Consider the following 22,915-nt stretch of genomic DNA (forward strand, 5'->3'; position numbering starts at 1 on the left):
ATTTTTGTTTTGCCATTTTTCCTCCATTTTTTTATTATTTATTTTATATTATTTATCGCCATTATTATATCACTTAAAAAGTATAAAGTCAAATATTTGCAAGGTTTTATAAATTAAAAATGTACCAGCAAACTTTTCAGTTTGAAAGTACATTTATAATATTTATAATTATACAATCGCAACAAAACTAAATTACCAAATATATTCTATTTTTAAAGTACCTTTAGTATTGAATCTATTAAATTTAAAGCCTTGTAATCCAGCAGTAAATAAAAGTCTAGTTGAAACATTTGGTTTAACTGTCAATTTATTTTCTAAGAATTTCATTGTTACACCTAACTCAGGTTTTACTACTATATCGTAGTAATCATTACCATACGATTTTACTTCATCATTAATTCTATTTATCAACTTTTTGTCATCATACTTAACATCATCAGTATATTTCCCAAATGTTTTAAATTTGTCTTCATGTAATCCTTGAGATTCAACATACATTTTTAAAACTCTATTTTCTTCTTTTAAGTTACTTGCATTAAATTCTAAATTTAATCCTGAATTAATTTCAAGTATAGAATTAACTTTATATCCTAATTTAGTATCTGATTCTACCATGTAATGATGACTATTATCATCAGCATCTGCATCACCATACGCATATCTTGCACTTAACATTTGTGAAAAATCAACATTTTCCTGTTTATAACTAACTTTTCCATTTAATTCTGTAAAGTTGTCTATAGTTATATATTCTTCATCTTCTAATAAAAGATAGTTATATGAATTTAAATTTCCTTCTAATTTAATCTTTTCATTTACATCAACTGTTAATTTATTAGTAGTCCATAAAAACAACTCATGATCATCAATACTTACATTTTTAAGGGATTTAACATCAAGATCTTCTAATTTATAAACTACATCTGATTTATGTTCAAATTTAACCTTATCAGATTTAGGATTTAGAGTTAGTCCTAACCCCCCCAAGAATGAATTTTTATGCTCAGCAGAATTTTTTAATTTTTCAGATTTTAAGATATCAAATACCTTAACTCTTAAAGTAATTAATTCAGATGGTTTAATTTCTAATTTATTATCTGTTTTAAAGAAATTATTAAGCATATCGTCTTTTAAAGCTAACCCTGTTTTAAGTTCATGTTTAACATCTACTCTATCAGTGTTTTCAGTGCTAAACATAATTTTTTTATTATCATATTTAACACCAACAAAAACCTCTGGAGAATGTTTCATATGACCTTCTTGATTCTTATCTCCAGATGTACTATATTTAGAAACTACCTCTGCCTTATAGTTTAATTTTCCAGTTAATTCTAAGTTTTTAACACCTTTATATACTGCCTTATTATCTGTTCCTACTTTTATTACCTGAGCTTCTGAATTAGTATTACCTGCAGGTAATATAGTCCCTAAATCAAAATTAGTTTTATGTTCTAAATCTAAGTCCTTAACTAATCTATTTGTAGTAATTTTAACTTCACCCGCTAAAGTTCCACCTGTATTTAATAATGCTTTTTCTTTGTTTTTGATTTCGTTATCTTTATATATATTAGTTTCAACATTTCCTAATCTGTAAGATAGTTCAGCTGAAACGTCAGCGTTTTCTAATTTAGTGCTAGCCTTAACAAAAGCATTTAATCTATGTGTTTTATCTTTAAAGTTACTGCTGTTATATATAGCTCCTAATCTATATTCTATATCATCATATTTCCCATACCCAATACCTGACAACAAAATAGTCTCTTTATCCTTAAATAAAAATCCATTTTCCTTATCTGCCTTTTTTGCATGTTCTTTAATTTGATCTTTAATATTTATATCTTCAGTTCTATAAGCCCCTGTTAAAATTACATTTGAATCCTCAGTTACTTTAGCTTCTAATCTTACACCTAAGTATCCTGGTTTTTTTAGTGTATTTGGTTTTGTGTCACCCTTTAATTGTCCTCCAGCAAATATAAATGTTTCTTTACTAGGATCTAAATATAATCCTAGATCCATTCTAGTAGATAAATCATATTTTATTTCTGATTCTTTATTTATTTTTACTTCTGAATTTGATTTGAAATATCCAGTAACATCAGAAAATGAAGTTACTGAAATTAAAGCACAAACTCCTAAAAATGCTTTCTTCATCGTCGTTCCTCCTAAGACACTTTTTTAATTTTTATACCTAATTGATTTTAACTTTAAAACAGTGTTTTGTCAAGTTAAAATTTAACCTTGATTGTACTCTCTTTATAATTTAAATTATTTTCCATTATATTCTTCTCATAATGAATTTTATTATGTTTACAAATGTTTTTTTTAACATTTTTATATAATCAAAATTCCAAGTTCTTCTTAGAGTTTCATTTTAACTAAACTCATAATCTTTGATACAAGATTTAAAGTGCAGTTTTTTTCGTAAAGAAATTAACAAGAGAAGATAAAATAAAAATATCTGAAAGAAGAAAAAAAGATTAAACAGTTAAAAAATGAAATAATTTATCTAAAAGCTGAGAATGAATACTTGCTCTAGTTAAAGAAAGAAAAATAAAAGAGAAAAAAAGTAAAAGTAATAGCAAAACTTAACATTATTATCATATAAATAGGTAAGATAGATAATAACCACATTAAAATCTAATAAGAGAAAAGTTATACTTACTTAGAGCAGATAAATCACATGTTAATTTTAAGGAAATAGTTTCTATAATGGATTAATGGAATGTTCTAGAAAAACATTGGAAGAATTAGAGAAATCAATAGAAAATTACATATATTATTACAGTAATATTATATAAAGTAAAAATTAAAAGGATTGACTCCTGCTTCTTACAGAAATCAATCCTTATTAGTATGTTAAATTAAATTTGTTTAATTTTTGAGGATCAGTAGACATTTTTGATTGCCTCAAAAAATATGTCTCTTTTTATTTTTTATAATAAATATCTTTACTATTTAAATAATTTCTATTACTTGTCTTGTAATTATGTCTTTCAAATTCTATAAGTTGATCTATATTAATGTCTATCTTCTTAAAAAAATCTTGTATTTCTTCATTACTATATTTTTCAGTTTTAATTTCAAATCTTATTTTCTCTATAATTTCTTTCTTTAATTTTACATGTTTCTTATTATTTGTTATCTCATTTATGAATTCTGAAGCTTTATCTATAGAATCATATGCTTCTCTTATATCCAATATTTGAAATACATGTAACTGACCTGGATATTCAACTAAAGTAGCATCTACTCCACTTCTTTTTAAATTATTATAAAAAACTACTGAATCATCTTGTAAAATCTCATAATCTGAAACATGTATTAATGTTTTAGGAAATCCTTTTAAATCTTTTGCATATATAGGCGAAATATATCTGTTAGTTTTATCCTTTTCTGCAATAAAATATGGTATATTTTCTAACATTTTTAACCTATTTTCAAAATTATATGGATTACCAAATAATACATCTTTTTTTCTATTTCTTTCTCTACTTTCAACCACATTTGTTGCATCTAAAAATGGTGACATTAAAAATATTCCAGCTGGTAAAGGTAATTTATTATCCCTTAAATATATCGTAGAGCTAGATACTATATTCCCACCTGAACTATCTCCAACAAATACTATCTTATTATGAGAATAACCTAATTTAAGCGCTAATCTATAAGCATTTAAAAAATCTTTATTCTGTACAGGAAATCTATGCTGAAATCCCATATGTAAATCTACTATCATTACATCAAAACCTAAAAGTTTATTTGAGAAATTTAAATAAAAATCTCTTCTTCCTATTTTATATGGATTTAAGAAAGAACCACCATTACTAACTATCATTAATTTCTTATCAGAATTATTCTTTGTATAATATTGTTCTATTCTTGTTCCGTCTTCATCATATACCCTAAAATCATATTCTTCTGGAACTACATAATCTTCTATTTCAAGTCCTACAGATGTAAGTAAAGCATACATAGAATCTCTATCTATTTTAGGGGATAGATTATATGATAACATTGAATATATCTTAGATTTACCCGAGACATTTTCAGGTAATTCTATATTAGAACATGAAATAGCAAAGAAAATCGTTATAAACCCTATAACAGCTCTACTTAACTTATTTAGCATTAAGTCTCACTATCTCTATTATTACATCTCTTGCTTTCATCATATCCTCTAAACAAGAAAATTCAAATTCACCATGAAAGTTTTCTCCACCAACAAATATATTAGGTGTAGGAAGTCCCATATATGATATTTTAGAACCGTCAGTTCCTCCACGAATAGGTATAATTTTAGGTTTAATATCTAAATTTTTCATAGCTTGTTCTGCAAGATGTACACATTCCATATTATCTTTAATAATATCTCCCATGTTATAATACTGATCAAACATATTATATGTTAAAACTTCTCCATATTTTTCATTAATTCTTCTAGCTATATCTTCACAGAAAAGCTTTCTTTCATTAAATTTTTGTTTATCAAAATCTCTAATAATGTATGTTAAAGTTGCCATTTCGATTCTAGATTCAACATTATGTAAAAGATAAAATCCTTCATATCCAGAAGTATGTTCAGGAACTTCTTTTTCAGGAAACATCATAGCAAGTTCTGCAGCAATTGTATTAGCATTAACCATTTTATCTTTAGCTGTTCCTGGGTGTACACTCACACCTTTTATAGTATATGTAATCTGAGCTGCATTAAAACTTTCATATTGAAGTTCTCCTATTTCTCCTCCGTCTACAGTATATGCAAAGTCAGCTTTAAATTCATCTACATTAAAATTATCTGCTCCTTTACCTATTTCTTCATCTGGTCCAAATGCAACCTTAACTGTTCCATGTAATATTTCAGGATGTTCTTTCAAGAATTTCATAGCTTCAATAATTTCAACTATTCCTGCCTTATCATCAGCACCAAGTAAAGTTGTACCATCTGTAGTAATTAATGTTTTTCCTATATAGTTTTTTAAATTTGGAAAATCTTTAGGAGATAAAATTTTTCCTAATTTTTCATTTAAAATTATATCATCTCCACTATAGTTTTCAACAACATTAGGTTTAACATTTTTAGCTTCAAAATCAGCTGTATCTATATGAGATATAAAGCCTATAGTAGGAACTTCTTTTTCTATATTTGATTTTAATGTTGCGTTAACAAAACAATATTCATTAATGTATATATCTTCTAACCCTATTTCTTTTAAATCTTCAACTAACATTTTAGCAAACTCGTATTGAGTAGGTGTCGAAGGTATAGTTATAGATTTTTCATCAGATCTAGTTTCAAATTTTACGTATTTTTTAAATCTTTCTAACATAAAGACCTCCTTTCTTTTTTATGTCAATTCTATCATAAATTATATTTTTAAACAAGAAAAAAGAGCCGAAGCTCTTTTTATATCTTAGTAGATATTGTTCTATTTATAACATCTAATTGTTGTTCTTTGGTTAATTTAACAAAGTTAACTGCATATCCTGATACTCTTATTGTTAATTGAGGATATTTTTCTGGATGTTCCATAGCATCTTCTAATAAATCTCTTCCAAATACGTTAACGTTTAAATGTTGTCCTGTTTGAGCAAAATATCCATCTAATAATCCAACTAAATTAACTCTCTTTTCATCATCTTCTTTACCTAAAGTTTCAGGTGTTATAGCGAATGTATAAGAAATTCCGTCATTTGCGTGTTCAAATGGTATTTTAGCAACTGATGCAAGTGAAGCTACTGCTCCATTAACATCTCTTCCATGCATAGGGTTTGCTCCTGGTCCAAATGGTGCTCCAGATCTTCTTCCATCAGGTGTATTTCCTGTTTTCTTACCGTATACAACATTTGATGTAATTGTTAATACTGATTGTGTAGGTATAGCATCTCTATACATTTTATGTTTTCTAATCTTATTCATGAAAATCTTAGTAATTTCTACTGCGAAATCATCTGTTGCGTCATCATTGTTACCGAAAGGTACATAATCTTCTCCTTCGTTAACATAATCAACTGCATCTCCTTCTTCATCTCTTATTATTCTTACTTTCCCATTTTTTATAGCTGCAAGTGAATCTGCTACTATAGATAACCCAGCTATACCGAATGCTTGAGTTCTTTTAATGTGTTTATCATGTAATGCCATTTCAAATGATTCATATGAATATTTATCATGCATGTAGTGAATAATATTTAATGCTTGTACATAAGTTTGAGCTAACCAATCTAATACTTTATCATATTTTTCCCAAACTTCGTCAAATACTAAATAATCTCCTTTAATTGGTTCAAACATTCCTTCAGGAGTTACTTGTAATTTTTGTTTTTCATCTTTACCACCATTAATAGCATAAAGTAATGCTTTAGGTAAGTTTACTCTAGCTCCGAAAAATTGCATTTGTCTACCTATAGTCATAGGAGAAACACAACAAGCTATACCATAATCATCACCAAATGTTGGTTTCATTAAATCATCATTTTCATATTGCAGAGAAGATGTATCTATAGATACTCTAGCACAGAATTTCTTCCAATTTAATGGTAAATCTTGAGCCCATAATACTGTTAAGTTTGGTTCTGGTGCTGGTCCTAAGTTATATAGTGTATTTAAAATTCTAAATGAATTTTTAGTTACAAGTGATTTTGAACCATCTATTGTCATACCACCTATTGATTCAGTTACCCATACTGGATCTCCAGAGAATAATGCATCATATTCAGGTGTTCTTAAGAATCTAATTATTCTTAATTTCATAACGAAATGATCTATCATTTCTTGTGCTTCTTTTTCAGTTATTCTTCCTTCTTTTAAATCTCTTTCAATAAATATATCTAAAAAAGTAGAAGTTCTTCCTATACTCATTGCAGCTCCATTTTGATCTTTAGTTGCTGCAAGGTAAGCAAAATATGTCCATTGAATAGCTTCTTGTGCTGTTGTTGCAGGTTTAGAAATATCATAACCATAACTTTCTGCCATTCTCTTTAATGCTTTAAGCGATTTTACTTGTTCAAAAATTTCTTCTCTTAGTCTTATAACATCCTCTGTCATTTCATCAGGAGTTAAGTTGTTCCAATCTTTAGTTCTTTCTTCGATTAAGAAGTCTACTCCATATAAAGCTACTCTTCTATAATCTCCTATTATACGTCCTCTTCCATAAGCATCAGGTAATCCTGTAACTACTCCTGTTTTTCTTGCTTTTCTAATTGCATCAGTATATGCTGAGAAAACTCCATCATTATGAGTTTTTCTATACTTAGAATAAATATCTCTAGTAGCTGGATCCAATTTATATCCAAAAGCTTCTAATGAATTTTCAACCATTCTTAATCCACCATTAGGGAAAATTGCTCTCTTTAATGGTTCATCTGTTTGAACTCCAACAATTTTTTCTAAGTCTTTGTCAATATAACCAGGTCCATAAGCATCTATTTGAGATGGTATTTTAGTTTCAGCATTGTAAATACCTTTTTCTCTTTCAATTGCTAATTTAGGCTTTAATTTGTTCCATAATTCTGTAGTTGCCTCAGTTGGTCCCTCTAGAAAACTGTCATCTCCAGTGTATTCTGTGTAATTTAGTTGGATGAACTCACTAATATTGATTTCTTTCATCCAGTTACCCTCTTTAAATCCTCTCCAAGCTTCCATAATCTCATTCCTTTCAAATATTATATATATTCTACATTTAAATTGTAATACTAAAATAGATTTATTTCAATAAAAAAGGTGCTTTTTTTTACATTTTTTTATATCTGTCTTTATATAAAGCTTGGAATTATGATATTTTAGTTATATTATTTTTTTCACAAGTCATGATAATTTTATAACTAAATTCCGCAATATGAAATTAGGGTAATAAAAATTGATTTTTTTTTTACAATATTGTATAATTAATTCATATTATTAAAAAACTAGGAGGAAATTTAATGAAGTTAGTATTAGTACGTCACGGAGAAAGTGAATGGAATTTACAAAATAGATTTACAGGTTGGATAGATGTAGACTTGACTGAAAAAGGAGTCCAAGAAGCTAAAAATGGAGGACAAGCCTTAAAAGAATTAGGTTATACTTTTGATGTTGCATTTACTTCTTTCCAAAAAAGAGCAAACAAAACTCTTAACTATATTTTAGAAGAAATAGATCAACTATATTTACCAGTACATAAGTCTTGGAGATTAAATGAAAGACATTATGGTGCTCTGCAAGGTTTAAATAAAGCAGAAACTGCTAAACAATACGGTGAAGAACAAGTACATATTTGGAGAAGAAGTTTTGATGTAGCACCTCCTCATGTTGAATTAACAGATGAAGTAAATTACCCAAAATTCCAAGAGAGATATAAGGATATACCTGAAAGTGAGTGTCCAAGAGGAGAAAGCTTAAAAGATACTATAGCAAGAGTTTTACCTTACTGGGATTCAAACATTTCAAAAGAAATCAAAGCAGGTAAAGATGTAATAGTTGTTGCTCATGGAAACAGTTTAAGATCATTAATAAAATATTTATTAAATATTGATGATGTTAAAATACTTGATTTAAATTTACCTACTGGAAAACCATTAGTATTTGAAATAAATGAAAATCTAGAAATAATATCAGCTCCTGAATTATTTTAAAAAAGTATTGACTTTTTGAAAAATTGTGTTATAATATATGCGTAGATAATCATATTATTCAAGTTTACATCAAGATTTTGTATTAAGATGTAAAATCGTAAGATTGGCTGCCTCAAGCAGCTTTTTTTATTTTAAATATTTTTTTATTATATCCAACTCTTTCTCTTCCTTTATTTTTCTCACCTTATTTTCTATTTCTTTTTCTGAATATAAATATATTTCATCAATAAAATTAATATAACTTGGTAATTCTACTAACTTATTATTATCAATAAATAATACCTTATGTCCATTAGAAACCAAATCATATACTATATCTTCATTTTTTAGAAAAAATATACATTTAGTATTAAATTTCTTTGTTTTTGATAATATAAAAGATAATTTTTCAAAAAATTTACTTTTAGTATACATACTATCAAAATCATCAATTAATAAAACTGTATTATCATTTACACTAACCAATCTATTTAAATACATTTCAAGTTGTATGTCTACTTTTTCACTAGTTGATAATTCAGAAAAATTAATATTATCAATTTTATACTCTATAGCTTTAAAAATATTTGAACTAATTTTATCAAAATCAAATTCAAGATTAAAATTAGGTATAGAAAAAAGCTCTGTCTCAATTAATTTTTTAATTGAAGAAAAATATTCAAACATTGAATTTTTAATCTTTTCTTCACTAACATACTCTCTAAAAGATTCAAGTCTTGAAATAATATATGTTTTAGAACTCAATTTTATTTCTTCATCTAATGTATTATCTCTTGATATACCTAATGAAAAAAATTGATTCTTTTTTACCTTTAATCCATCAACTAAAAACATATCTTTTTCTTTACCATCAAAACCAGATAAAATATGATTATACATCATAGTCTTTCCAGAACCATTACCACCAGCAATAAATATATGGTTATCAAAAGAAAAATTGGAGTACTCATCTTTAAAATACATCAAAACATTCATATATATCTCCTAAAATTTAGAATTTATTCTAAAAAATATTGGTGTAAATTTTTCAATATTTTTGATATTTACACCAATGAATTAAAACAAAACTTATTTTATTTTCACCAAATACTAATTATATGAATAAAGAAAATATAACTATTATTAATTAAACCTTTAGAGGCTATCATTTTGGTTCGTTTTTTATTAATTCAAATATATTTAAACTTGAATTTATCAAGAATATGTATCTGGCTTTATCTATGTTATCAATTACATTGTATCACATTTTTCAAATTTATCAAAAATCTATATCCTTTCATTAATAATATACATTTCTCTATTTCTCTTATTAAGTCCTTATTTTATTTCAAATTAAATTTCCTTTATAATAAAAAAGACAACCGTAAAGTTGTCTTTAAAATATTTAACTAGTTTCAATACTTTATATACAGTAGGTGTTCTTGTACCTACATCTCCTTCCACTTAAGTGGCGACGGTCGAACAGTTTCCGTCCTTGTATACAAATACATTATATCTTTATAATTTCATCTTGTCAAATACTTTTCTATTTTTAATTAAATAGCTTTTTAATTGTTTTTCGACCATTTTATATAAAGTTCTGATTGAATTATAATAATTATTTTCAATTCCCAATTTAATTATCACATTAAAATCACTACCTCTTATTTTTCTTAATACATATCATACTTTCATTTTCATAATCTTTTAAAATAAATTTAGATTTAGAAATTATATTTTCAAAATTATCCAACAATTAATTTTTTATTTATGAATGTCTTTATTACATATGTCCTAGTATTTCTTCAAAAGGAACAACTTAGTTAGTTTGTAACTTTCCAAATTCTTTTTCAATAATTTTAATTATATTATCATTTAATGTCATTCATTTAACTATTTTAAGTAATTTTTTAATGGTTTTATTCTCATATTCTCTATACTTTTTGTCTTTTGAAAACATACTCTCTCCTATTTCTACATCTCTTTCAACTTTAGTTGCTTGATTATCTCTATATATTTCTACTATATATTCAATCTTAATACTAGATAATATCTTTTCTTTTAAAATTATAATTTATATTGTATCACATTATTCAAATTTACCAAGAATCTGTATCCTATCGACATAATCATCATCTTCTAAGCACGTATCACATTATTCAAATTTACCAAGAATCTGTATCCTTCCTTTTTTTACTTATTTATGTTACACTGTATCACATTATTCAAATTTACCAAGAATCTGTATCTCCATTGCTTACTATTCTTAGAACTCGGCAGTATCACATTATTCAAATTTACCAAGAATCTGTATCCACTTGTATCAATTCTATCTTCTTCATTTAGTATCACATTATTCAAATTTACCAAGAATCTGTATCCGAGCTTAAGCCTTTTATATCTCAGATATTGTATCACATTATTCAAATTTACCAAGAATCTGTATCCCTACAGTCACATAACATTTTCCTAAACTACGTATCACATTATTCAAATTTACCAAGAATCTGTATCCAAGCCACACAAAGTTTAATATACCTCGTATCATATTATTTAAATTTATCAAGAATCTGTATCTATCCTCAAATACATTGTATCACATTATTCAAACTTTTCAAAAATAATATCTATACATTAAAAAACAATTAATGGATTTTTTGAAATTTTGACTTCAGATAATTTAGGTTCTTTTACTAATACTAACATATTTTCATACTGTCTGTTAGTAATTTTCAATATTCTTATCTCACCGCCAACTAATCTATTGCTTAATTTTTTTACTCTACTAAAATATTTAGAACATTCAGCATCATTTCTACAAAATCTTGAATAACAAGAATATTGCATCATAATAAAACCTTCCGATAATAAATTTTTTCTAAAATCATGAGTCTGTTTTCTCTCTACTTTTGTTGATACTGGCAAATCAAAGTAAATTAACAATCTCATTTCTTTATAGCTCTTTAAAGAGGTCATAAAAATCTATCTTTATTATATCAGGTATTGCCAGTATTTTTTTACCCTCTTCTAGAAATTTCAAATAACTTTTTATTAATAATTCCATTGAATAAAGTACTGTGTATTCCTTATTATTAATCATAACATTTGCATTTAAAAGAGAAATTAATTCTTTTCTAGCATCTATACTTAATTCATCATCCTTAATAAACCTATATAAATAGTTAAATACATAATAATCAATTATAGGTCTATATGGTTCTATAAAATCATATGTTAGATTAAAGGCATTCATCATAGAATTATGATGAACACCTATATGAGTTGTAAATCCTAAAGTACATAAAAGTCTTGTAATCGCACTTCTAAATACACCATATCCATAATCCAATGCCATATTTATTGAATCTTGTTTATTTTGTCTAAAAAAACCTGTACCATATAGATAATTAAAAAATACTTTTGCCGCTGTACCTTCTCTATTTTGTATATCATTTCCTACAGCTTCTTTTTCATATTTTTTCATCAATTTTATTACATCACTTGAAGCATTTTCAATTTCTAATACTTTTCTTGAATTTCTAATTTTAGCTTTTAATAATTCTTCCCAAATTAATTCTTTAGATTTAGATGTTTGTTGCATTTGTAAACTATGAACATACGGTATTCTATAATGTTGATTTATTGGTAAAGTATATGCTACAGGCATATGCTTGTAATCACAAAATAACATGGTAATATTCCTTAAAGATAATTCTGATATTATTCTTAAGCTTACAGTACTTTCCAAAGATTCAAAAACAACTATTGCAATATCATTTACTGGGACAGATAATTTTTTATTATCTTTTTCTACAATCAAATTATCATTTTCAAAATGAATATATGATTTTTTTGTTATTAATACTTGTCTAAATGACATATTAATAACCTAAAATATTCTTTTTAACTTTTTTAATTGATTTTATTTTTGATACTGTTATTTTATAACGTTCTAAAATTTTATCAAATATTCCTTTATTTAAAAGGTCAAAGTCATCACCTATAATACTTGATATTTCAATCAAACCTGAAGAAAATCCTCTAACCAAGCATTCTGCTTTTTCTCCTTTATCTAATTCAAATTCTATACATTCACCAGGATACAATTCATAAAGTAATTTATAGCCATTTTCTTCTAAATTTTTATAGTTTATCTTCTCCATTTTTACAGCATTTTTATAGATATTTAGGTCAAAATCTTTCCTTTTTTTAAGTAAATTGTACTTGTATCTTCCTAACGCTGCAAATCTTAATCCTTCGTCGCCTGATTTTTTAAATACTAAAATTTTAACAATAGTTTGTCCCATTTCAACATATCTTTTTTCACCTAACTTAATTAATTTATCTTTATTATCTACAACTATTTTTACCTTCTTTATTATATGACCATTCTTAAGTCTCGGGAATTCTTTGTCTTTACTTTTACTCCATTTAACTAATGTTTCATAAATTTCTTTCTGACTTCCATCTTTATCAAATATTTTATCTAAATTATTCTTTAAATCAAGTACAGAAATTCTTTTAGTTACTTGATCTTTACTTTCTCCAAATATAGTTTCTGCATGTAAAGGACCTTTACTCTTAGACTTAACAACATGATATGGTAATTTATAGTTTTCTCTTTTATCAAATATTTTAAATTTAATATCGTCCAAGAAATCTTCATAAGGCTCTCTTAATGAAAAAATATATTTTTTTCCATTTATAGTAAAGCTAATACCTTTTTCTTTATCTTTACTTTTTTCTTTTATATGCAATATTTTTTCTTTACTCAAATTCTCTGCAAATTCTTTGGAATTGATATATTCTCCTTTTTCATCAACTAAAATTTCTTCATTTTTATTTTTCAAATTATAAATAAGTTGATTATATTTAGTCAATTTATTTTGCATAGATCTTGTCATTATAGTTAATAAGAACGCATCTAAGGCATGATGAATGTGATTTTCTCTATTTTTCTTGTTCACTTGCTCTTTTAAATCAGAAATCATTTTATATAGTATAGAAATAATCTCATAATCAACATCGTTTATTTCTTCAAAATCAACCATTTTTAGATCAAATAAAACTTTATTTTGAAAAGACTCCCAAATTTTTTCTAAATTATATTTTTTCATCAATTCTTTAGCTAAAGTTTCATCTTTTAACGTTTTAAAAGTATTTGTTTTTTTATCTTTTTCAACTTTAACCTCAGTTGATAGTTTCATTCCAGTTTCTAAATTTTGAGCAAAAATTATTAATTTTTCTTTTTCAATATTAAGTTCATTTAAAACAAATTTCTTATTATTTTTTTCTAAATTTCCAGATTCATAATTATGTGTATACTTATTAAGATCATATAAATTTCTTAACATTGATGTCATTTTACCTTGGAAAGCAACTACATTTCTTTGATAAATGTATTTTACTTTCTTATTACCATTTTCATCATATAGATCTTCTTCACTTACTGGTATTAATCTTTGGAAGATGTTTAAAGCTAATCTTGAAGCGTGACTAGTTGCATGTAATTCCCTATCTAAGAATTCATCGTTAACAACATCTCCTTTAAATAAAAGGTTCTCCTTTTTTCTACCTCCTATATTCGTATTAAGTTTAACTCTTTCTGAAAATTCTTCCCATTTACTAATAGTTTTTAACCACTGATAAGGTGTTCTATTTCCTTTCTCTTGATTCTCAGTAGATAAAACTAAAACTTTATTTGAATAAGAATTATCAAATGATTTTGAATAAGGTAAAATATGATCTATCTCCACTTTAGCACTTGTAAGATTTCTTTTTTCTATTTTTTTACCTGAATACATACATATTCCTTTTTGTTCTCTCCATAATTTAAATCTTATAAAATCATCATTTGATATTTTCCCATAACCTTTAAATAAATCCTTATGTTCCCCATATAGTTCAAACATTGCTAGTTCTTTATTAACCTTATTCTCTAATTGCATTTTAGCGATTTTATTTCTTTCCGAAGAACTCTTATTAAGATCCCTTGTTAATTCTAGATGTACTTTTGTAGGTGTTCCATAAGTAAATAATACAGTATTGTATAATTTTCTTAGTATAACTAAAATATGCTTAACATTTGGATTAATAATTTTACTATTTAAAGCTTCCTCTATTTGTGAAATTTTAGGGAATTTTTTCCAATTTAAGTTTGTTGTATCAATATAGTATCCTAAACTAGATAATGCATCTTCATAATCTCTACCCTCAATAAGTACCTCATTTAATTTTTTAGATAAGCTTAATGATAAATTTCCATTTCCACTAAAGTTAGGGAATAATTTAATAGCTTCAACTATATCTTGAGCTTCTCTAAGTTTTTTATATCTTTCATCATTGTTTATATAGAAATCTATTTTACTATCAGTTCTAGCATAAGTTAATATTTCTGCTACCAAATCAAGAAAGTCTAATCCACCCAACTCTTCTATTCTCTCATTACTTATATTATTCTTTTTAAAATTACTTTTTAAAGATTTGTATCCTGAAAGATTATTCTTCAACAATTTCTGTTTCATTCTTTCACTTTTTATTTTTGAATCAAATAATTCAGCTAATTCATCTGTTATATTTTCACTTTCACCTAGAATATCCTTTCTCAATTTTATATAATCTTTTTTATCAAGAAATGGTATATTTAAAATGTTAACATTTTCATTACCAATACTTTCCTTAATTAGATTATATGTAAGCTCTTTATTTTTATTAACCACTAAATCATATATTTTTTGAACAACTTCTTTACTTAACTTTTTAGCCTTAGATTTATCTTCAGAATTATTTTCCAAGTATCTAACATCATTTAATTTTGAAAGCATTGTAAAGATTTCATAAGTCGGAGAATACTTAGCTGCCCTTATTTCTTTCGTATATTTACAAATACCAGAAATTTTTCTAAAATCTACCTTATATTTACTATCTCCTCCTGGACCGTCTGAAAAATCTCTTTGAGATGATAAAATTTCTATATATTTTTCTGAAATTTCTTTAGGAAGAATTTCCTGCATGTCAAGAATTTTTTGAGCTTCACTTATTATTTGATCTCTCTTAAATCCAAATTTATAGTTACCTTGCTTATTTCTATAACCTAAAATACTTTTATCTTCTGACTTTATTTTATAAATTACTTCAATTGGTGTTAAATTTTCTTCTTTTATCATTTTTGTATTTTGGGCAATAATAGGTTTTAATTTTTTTTCATCAGATTCATTTTTACCAACTTCTTTACCCAAACTTTTAGCTATTTCTAATTCTTCAGTTTTTCTATTTGATTTAAATCCTCTATTTTTACAATAATGTATCATCAATCTTGCAATTTCATATTTATTTAACTGCTCTGTTAATCCTCTTAATCTTACTGAAAAAATATTTTCTAATTTACCTTTAAATATATTTTTTAATTCATCTTCAGTTAAAAATGAAGATTCTAATAAAAGAGTTTTAGTTCTATCAATCCTATATTTCTTTCTTCTTGATGTTCTTCTTGCACCCCTTTTTAATCTTCTATCTAAATTTTGTAGCTTTCCTTCATTATCTAAAGCTTTAAATATTACTGAATTTGCATCTACTAATCCTATTGGTTCATCTTCATCATTAATTTTTGTTACCGCCCAACCTATAGATGTAACTCCTAAATCTAGTCCCAATATATATCTCATCTAATATTTCCCTCCTAATTATCTATATTTAAAATTATACCTCTTAATACTGTAAAATTCAATAATTATAAAATTTATTTTTTATATTACCAATTATACCCTGTTCCCAACTTAAACACATACTTACCATATGATTTTTGATATATATTTGCATCAAAGTCTAAATTAATGTATACCCTCTCTGTTGGTTTAAATTCAAACCCCATATTCATATTAACTCTCCAATCATCTTTAAAACTATTTTCTATACTCTTTCCATTATTAGATATTTCATAATTAGAAAAATTATACTCTACATTAGATTTAGTATAAAAATCTACATATCTATGTTCTAATCTAACTCCTGTCTCATAATATATACTAATTGGTTTCTTATGAGATATATCATATTTAACTAATTTATCTTTAGAAATACTATCAGTTAATAATGTATTTATTTTATACCCTACTTTATTTAAGTACTTTATTGAAATATCTTTATTTACTTTAAACTTAGGATTTAATCCTATATTTAAAGTATTATTTAAATATATTAAATCATCATTCTTAAACTTATTATTTACAACAATAGTATTTAAACCTAATCCTAGATTAATATCAAAGTATTTGTACTTTATACCAAATTTAGGTATTATTCCTATTGATACAAATTTTTGTGTAATTGCTTCTTTAGTCTTAACATCTGTAGTTAAAACATTACCTAATACTTTAAAATTAAATCCTCCTGATATCTTAAGCTTACTTACATCATTAGCTCTTTCAAAATTAATTTCTACTCCATTTCCATGAAGTTTGTTTTTGTATTCTGTTTTAGCAATATTTTCAGTTGATTTTTCTTCTTTATACATATCCTTATCTAAAAGTGAATTATGCTTCATATCTAGATAATCTTTATCTATTTTGTTATAGCTCACATAATTGGCTTCAATAACATTTCTATATTTTAATTCACTGCTTACACTATTTATTAGGTCTAATTCATTAAATATATATAATTTATTAAGTGCATCTGTTTTAACTGTAGAAAAAATCTTAACTATATTATCAGACCCTTTTTCTATGTCAAGTTCATAAACACTATCATATTCTTCAAGATTTAAAATGTTTAAATCACGATCTGAAATCTTTGCAACATTAAATTTATCACTATTATAGATAATTTTATCTACTATATCTTTCTCAATCTTAACTAAAGCATTTATATCCTTATCTGAATTTTCAATTTCTAGTAAATTTTTATCCTTTTCTTTTAAATGAATCTCAAATTTACCACCATTTGATTTATATTCACCTATTTTTAATACTTTTTCTTTAAGGATAATATCACCAGAGTTTGTAATTGACTTAATATTTATATCATCTAGAAGATTTAAATTAGCATTTTTGTTAATATTAAGGCTTGCTTCAATACTTTCTTGATTACTTTCATTATTTTTCTTTAACAATAAGGTACCTGCATCCACAGATATATTTTTAATATCCTTTAAATTTTTAGAATCTAAGGTTAACTTAGCTTCACCTAATTTAACTAATGATTTATCTCCCTTATTCTCAAATGATTTACTAGTCAAATCTATATCTATATTACTATTAATCTTAATATTACCACCATTTATACTGTATTTAGAAATGGCTGAACTCTTATTAAACTTAAGTAATACATCTCCTTTACTTGATTCAACCGTCCCTTTAAACTCATCTATGTTATTTAATATTAATTGACTTTCATTTTTGTTAGATAAAGTCTTATCTCCAGTTATCTTATTATTTATTACACTATTTTTTATATTTAAGGCTAAATTACCTTTTTCTATATTAATAGTTCCACTAAACTTAGATAATTCCTTATTTATTTCCAATTCTTTAGTTTCACTATCTTTAGAACTAACTACATTTAATTTTCCATTTTCATTTCCAATTAATTTTTGTTTTAAAACTGTATCATTATCTAATTTTAAATCAAGTTCTCCATTTAATTCTAAATTACCTGTATTTTCTAAAAGTTTAGAATTAATAGTAACTTTCTTACTTCCTTTTTGTAAGAAATCACCTGATCCTGTTATCTTAGCTTTAAATTCTTCCTCATTTTTAAAATTAGCAATCAATTTAGTGTTTCCATTTAAACTATACTTACTTTCTTCCTTATTTAAAATATCGTTATTAATTGTTAGACTTCCAGAATTAATATCAACATTATGAATATTCTTAGTAGTTATATTATTAATAGTAAGATTGCCAATTCCTTCTTTAATAACTTTAGAAGTATATTCTTTTTCACTAATTTTGTTATTATTATTTTCAGCTTCTATATCCATCTTATCCATTACTGAATCTTCTTCAGTTCTGAAAATTACATTTTTATTATCAACCACAATTTTACCATTAGTTGTAAGGGCATCTTTACCTATTAATAATACGTCTCCTGAACTATGAATCTTACCTGTAAATTCTTTTATATTCTTGAACCCTAATGATAATACTGTAACATTAGAATAATTTCCATTAATAAATTTATATCCTAATATTCTATCTTCTTCCCTTGATGAAGTGATATAGAATTTAAATTCTTTGTCTTTAGAATTATCAGCTACTTCTATACTTCCATTAAAATCTTTAAAATTATCAGTTATTCTTATAGATCCATCACTAATTTGTTCAAGTATTATCTTACCCTGTCCTTTAATCTTAGAGCTAATACTAAAATAACTACTATTATTATCATTTGATGATAAAGTTAAAGAAGAATTTTCTTTTATAGTTATTGGGTTATATAAATAAGTTATTGAATAACTATTATTTATATTTTCCCTAACATTAGCTATAGTAGACTTACCTTGTACTTCAATCTTAACTAATTTATCACTATTACCATTTATTATATTATACCCTTTTAATGTCATATTAGAATTATCTAATGTAAGTTTACTAATATTCCTATTATATAAAATAGTGTCATTTATTCTAGATAAGTAGTATACTGAATTATCAAATATTACTTCTCCTTTTAATCTTTTTTCATTATCAGAAAAATTACTTCTACTTATAGATTGATTTTTTAAAGTAATCTTATTTCCAGCTAAATTAATATAAGTATATGTAACTTTACCCTTATTAGCCGACCCTTCAACAACCAAATCTTTTTGTAATGTTAACTTAGAAAAATTAGTACTTTTTTCCTCTTTTAAACTATCTGTAAATGACTCAACTTTTATCTTACCTCCATTTGCAATAACTTCTGAAATAACTTGTTCTGTTTTAATCTTTAATGTAGAGCCATTTTCTATATTAATCTTAGTATTTTTTAAAGGTTTTGAATTAAAATAATTTAGTTGTCCTTCTTTAACTAAAATCTCTTTTATACCAGTCTCATTAAAATAGTTTTCTTCATTAGTAAATTCTATAGCCTTATTTCCTTTTTTAACTATATTAATATTACCAACTAACCTATTATTAAATGATAAATCTTTTTCATTTGCATTTATTGTTAAAGTTGAACTTTTAGCATTCTTATTTATTATACTTCCATATTTATTATTATTTTCATCTATTTTAGCTTCTAGATCATTACCATTTAAGTCTAATTTTCCACCATCTTTAACTAGTATTTTACTATCTGAACCTATAGCTTTACTATCTCCTAGCCTTAAAGTAATATCTCCCTCATTTTTACCTTCTTTATTACCCATAACAGTAACATTATTTTTATAGTTTTCTGACTTTTTCTTAAGTTCAATTACACCACCTGAAAAATATTGACCATCAACTGTTAATTCCTTATCTTTAAGTTCATAATTAATATTTAACTTTCCTTCTCCAGAAAAATAGTTTTTACTATTACTCTTATCCTCGTTTAAATCTACTTCTTTTCCTTTTGCTACTCCAACTGCAATCTTATTATCATTAATAGAATCAGACCAAGATTCTATATATGCTACTCCTTCTGAATCTTCTTTTAAAATATTTTTATATTTACTATCAATACTAGAACCATAAATTAATTTAACAATCTTATTACTGTTATCATTATTATTAATCTTTAAATTTATTCCCTTTTTTACATCTATACTTAAACTAGTATTACTCTTACCTATTTTATCTATTACTACAGTTCCTCTATTTTCACCATCACCAACATTTAATTTAGATAAACTACTTGACTTATCAAGACCTTTTAAAGTAACAGTACCATTATCCCCACCTAAATTTAAAGTTTTAATCTCTGAATCTATAGCTTCATTCTCACTACCTATAGTAATACTTTTATTACTTCCTAAATACAGATTAGAGTAATCCTTATACTTTTTATCAATACCTGAAATATCTTTACCTAAACTTAAAACTCCTTTTGATGACTTTTCTATCTTATCAAGTAAATTTCCTATTTCATTATTATTATTTTCTACTTCAAACACAGAATTATTTTCTATTGATATCTTAGAAGATCCTAAAGTTGATTCTTTATTAATCTTTAATTTTCCACCTTTAACTTCAAAACTACCTTTTAGTTCTGAATTGCTTTCTTTTGTTAAGTGAAGTAATCCTGAACCCTCTTTTATCGCTTTAACATTTCCTTTAATTTCTGCTTCTATTTTAGCAACATTATTATTTTCAACATTTGCCTTAAAATTAGTCTTAGAATCATCTTTATCTTCCATAGAATTTTTAAACTCAATAGCACCTTTAATTACAGTCTCATTAATTTCTTTTTCTGATTTAACATTATCATAAGGTTTAAGAATATCTTTAACTATACCTAAAGCATTGATTTCTAAGCTTGCATTTTTATCAATATTAATTTTTGATTCAACTTTAGCACCTCTATTAACTGATAATATTGAAGAATTCTTAACATTAATGCTCTCAGATTTAAAATTAGCTTCTTTATATTCATCCTTATACACTAAATTATCATATCCATGTAATACATTATCTCCTTCAATTTTCACATTACCATTTTCTATATCAAATTTACCTTTAATTTCTGTTTCTTCACTTCTTATTGACCATTTACTATTATTAGAACTTGAACTATATACCAAATCTAAATTACCCTTAAAACTACCTAAAAAGACTCTTTCTTCTCCAGATGGTTTAAATGTAAATATTGATTTTTTATTAGTCTCTTCATTTTCATTTACTATTTTAGCATCCTTATCCATATGATAAATATCTTTAAATTCTAAATTAGTTCCATTTAAGTTTAAAGTTCCACCTCTATGACCAAATACTACGTTATTATCACTTATCTGATCTACTCTATTTATAGTTAGCTTAGCACCTTGGGCTAATCTAATTACTGAGGCTGCAACTCCAGAAGTATTTTGAAGTTCTGTTTCTCCTCCACCTAGGTTTAATTCTCCATAATTTCTACCATCAGATTTAATGATTAATTTACCTTCTCCTATTTTTCTAACTATATTATTTTCTCCAAAATTTAACTTGTATGTTAAAGTAGCATTTTTATGTACGACAAAACCGGCAGTTGTTAGTTTACCACTGCCTTTTAATGTTGTATTCTTTTTAAATTCTAGTCTTGCAGACCCAGTATCTGTTTCTCCTTTTACATCAACTTCTAAATTCTCTTTATTAAATATTTGATTTTTAGCAAAAATCATTTTTTCATCTATTTTATCATTTAGTGAATTTACATGTTGATATATTTTATTAAAAAATTGATCTCTCCGATTTTTATCATCAAATTTTCTATCTACATTATTAACCTTTAATAATCCATTTTCAAATATTACATTATCTTCTTTAATTTCTTTATCTGTTAAACCCTCTTTCCATTTTTCATACATTTCTGGATTACTTAAAAGTCTAGATTCCTTACCATATCCTGTTCCAATTCCACTACTATTACTTGAGGCTATTAACCATTTATTATTTTCTTTATCCCACCAAAAAAGTGGTGAACCACTATCTCCTGGTTTAGTTCCTGAATCAAGAGGAGTTTTAGCTTCTTTTTCTATTACAAGTTCTATATTTCTATCTATTTGACCAATACCATCTTCATACTTTTTTTTAACCTTATTTAAACCTCCTGCTAGGTTTCCATATTTGGTTATTTTCTCTTCTTTCCCCTTATCAATAGCTATATAATTTAATCCTCCACCAACCCTTGCAAGCAGGTCCTCTTCTTGAATCCTATCCCAATCTTCCTTAGCTACTCCTTCTGGAATATATGCATCAAAGATAACTTTATTAGTCCTAATTAATGAATAATCTAAACCTATATTTAATCTATAATATCCTTCAACTCCCTCAGAAAATTTCTTATATTTTTCTTCCTTAGTTGAATCTTTGTATCCTGAATAAAGTTCTACATCATCTCTTATATGCCTTTTAGAAAAAGTAAAATTAGTAGGATGATCAACGTGTTTTACCCCTGTTAATAATTGAGGGTCTCCCCATAAAGCAAAGTTTCCTGCATCAATTACACCATCAAAATTTGGTATAGGCTGTTTTATCTTTCCAGATTCTGTTCCATCTTTTTTATATACTATTACACCTTTTCTTCCTATAGAATATTTTCCTTTATTAGTTGCAAAATCTTCATAGTTAGTAATCCATTCTATGTCCCCTCTACCTGTATTAGAAATTGTAATCTTTCCTGTTAATATAAGGATCAAAAACAATTTATGTTTATAATTCATAATTAT

Annotated in this window: 11 protein-coding genes, 1 pseudogene and 1 CRISPR repeat array; of the genes and pseudogenes, 2 read left to right on the top strand and 10 right to left on the bottom strand. The window is 25.4% G+C overall.

All coding sequences use genetic code 11. The features are described 5' to 3' along the window. Positions 1–192 precede the first annotated feature (192 nt). A complete protein-coding gene (locus BUE91_RS06295; protein ID WP_073508308.1) occupies positions 193–2,151 on the bottom strand; it encodes a hypothetical protein in 1,959 nt (652 codons plus the stop codon). Between the two features lie 542 nt (positions 2,152–2,693). Between BUE91_RS06295 and BUE91_RS07790 the strand changes: the two are divergent. Then, positions 2,694–2,803: pseudogene (locus BUE91_RS07790) on the top strand (hypothetical protein); the annotation flags it as partial. A gap of 123 nt (positions 2,804–2,926) precedes the next feature. Here BUE91_RS07790 and BUE91_RS06300 read toward each other — a convergent pair. From BUE91_RS06300 to pflB, 3 genes are all read right to left on the bottom strand, one after another. Then, positions 2,927–4,129 carry an alpha/beta hydrolase fold domain-containing protein gene (locus BUE91_RS06300; protein ID WP_073508309.1) on the bottom strand — a complete coding sequence of 401 codons (1,203 nt, stop codon included), beginning with the start codon at positions 4,127–4,129 and terminating at the stop codon, positions 2,927–2,929. Then, positions 4,119–5,327, bottom strand: coding sequence for a peptidase T (gene pepT, locus BUE91_RS06305; RefSeq protein WP_066900310.1), 1,209 nt, complete (start codon positions 5,325–5,327; stop codon positions 4,119–4,121). The genes BUE91_RS06300 and pepT overlap by 11 nt, the downstream gene beginning before the upstream one ends. Before the next feature lie 77 nt (positions 5,328–5,404). Further along, positions 5,405–7,642, bottom strand: a complete 2,238-nt coding sequence (gene pflB, locus BUE91_RS06310) for a formate C-acetyltransferase (RefSeq protein ID WP_073508310.1) — start codon at positions 7,640–7,642, stop codon at positions 5,405–5,407. A gap of 278 nt (positions 7,643–7,920) precedes the next feature. Here pflB and gpmA point away from each other — a divergent pair, with 278 nt between their 5' ends. Beyond that, the gene (gpmA, locus tag BUE91_RS06315) at positions 7,921–8,610 is read left to right on the top strand and encodes a 2,3-diphosphoglycerate-dependent phosphoglycerate mutase (RefSeq protein WP_073508311.1); all 690 of its coding nucleotides are present in this window, start codon (positions 7,921–7,923) and stop codon (positions 8,608–8,610) included. A 126-nt stretch (positions 8,611–8,736) separates the two neighbouring features. On the opposite strand, the gene BUE91_RS06320 is transcribed toward gpmA, so the two are convergent. From BUE91_RS06320 to BUE91_RS06340, 6 genes are all read right to left on the bottom strand, one after another. Beyond that, positions 8,737–9,585 (bottom strand): hypothetical protein, encoded by an 849-nt coding sequence (locus BUE91_RS06320; protein ID WP_073508312.1) that lies wholly within the window; start codon positions 9,583–9,585, stop codon positions 8,737–8,739. A 522-nt stretch (positions 9,586–10,107) separates the two neighbouring features. Further along, positions 10,108–10,236, bottom strand: coding sequence for a hypothetical protein (locus BUE91_RS07545; RefSeq protein WP_280521777.1), 129 nt, complete (start codon positions 10,234–10,236; stop codon positions 10,108–10,110). A 434-nt stretch (positions 10,237–10,670) separates the two neighbouring features. After that, a CRISPR array of direct repeats spans positions 10,671–11,166; the repeat unit is 36 nt; unit sequence GTATCACATTATTCAAATTTACCAAGAATCTGTATC. A 57-nt stretch (positions 11,167–11,223) separates the two neighbouring features. Next, a complete protein-coding gene (cas2, locus tag BUE91_RS06325) occupies positions 11,224–11,538 on the bottom strand; it encodes a CRISPR-associated endonuclease Cas2 (RefSeq protein WP_073508313.1) in 315 nt (104 codons plus the stop codon). Between the two features lie 4 nt (positions 11,539–11,542). After that, positions 11,543–12,469, bottom strand: coding sequence for a type II CRISPR-associated endonuclease Cas1 (cas1, locus tag BUE91_RS06330; RefSeq protein ID WP_073508314.1), 927 nt, complete (start codon positions 12,467–12,469; stop codon positions 11,543–11,545). 1 nt (position 12,470) lies between these two features. Then, positions 12,471–16,253 carry a type II CRISPR RNA-guided endonuclease Cas9 gene (cas9, locus tag BUE91_RS06335; protein ID WP_073508315.1) on the bottom strand — a complete coding sequence of 1,261 codons (3,783 nt, stop codon included), beginning with the start codon at positions 16,251–16,253 and terminating at the stop codon, positions 12,471–12,473. Positions 16,254–16,339: 86 nt separating this feature from the next. Next, entirely contained in the window at positions 16,340–22,909 is a 6,570-nt protein-coding gene (locus BUE91_RS06340; RefSeq protein ID WP_073508316.1) for a S6 family peptidase, read from the bottom strand. Positions 22,910–22,915: the final 6 nt, after the last annotated feature.

It is taken from the genome of Streptobacillus notomytis (assembly GCF_001902585.1).
Lineage (GTDB): Bacteria > Fusobacteriota > Fusobacteriia > Fusobacteriales > Leptotrichiaceae > Streptobacillus > Streptobacillus notomytis.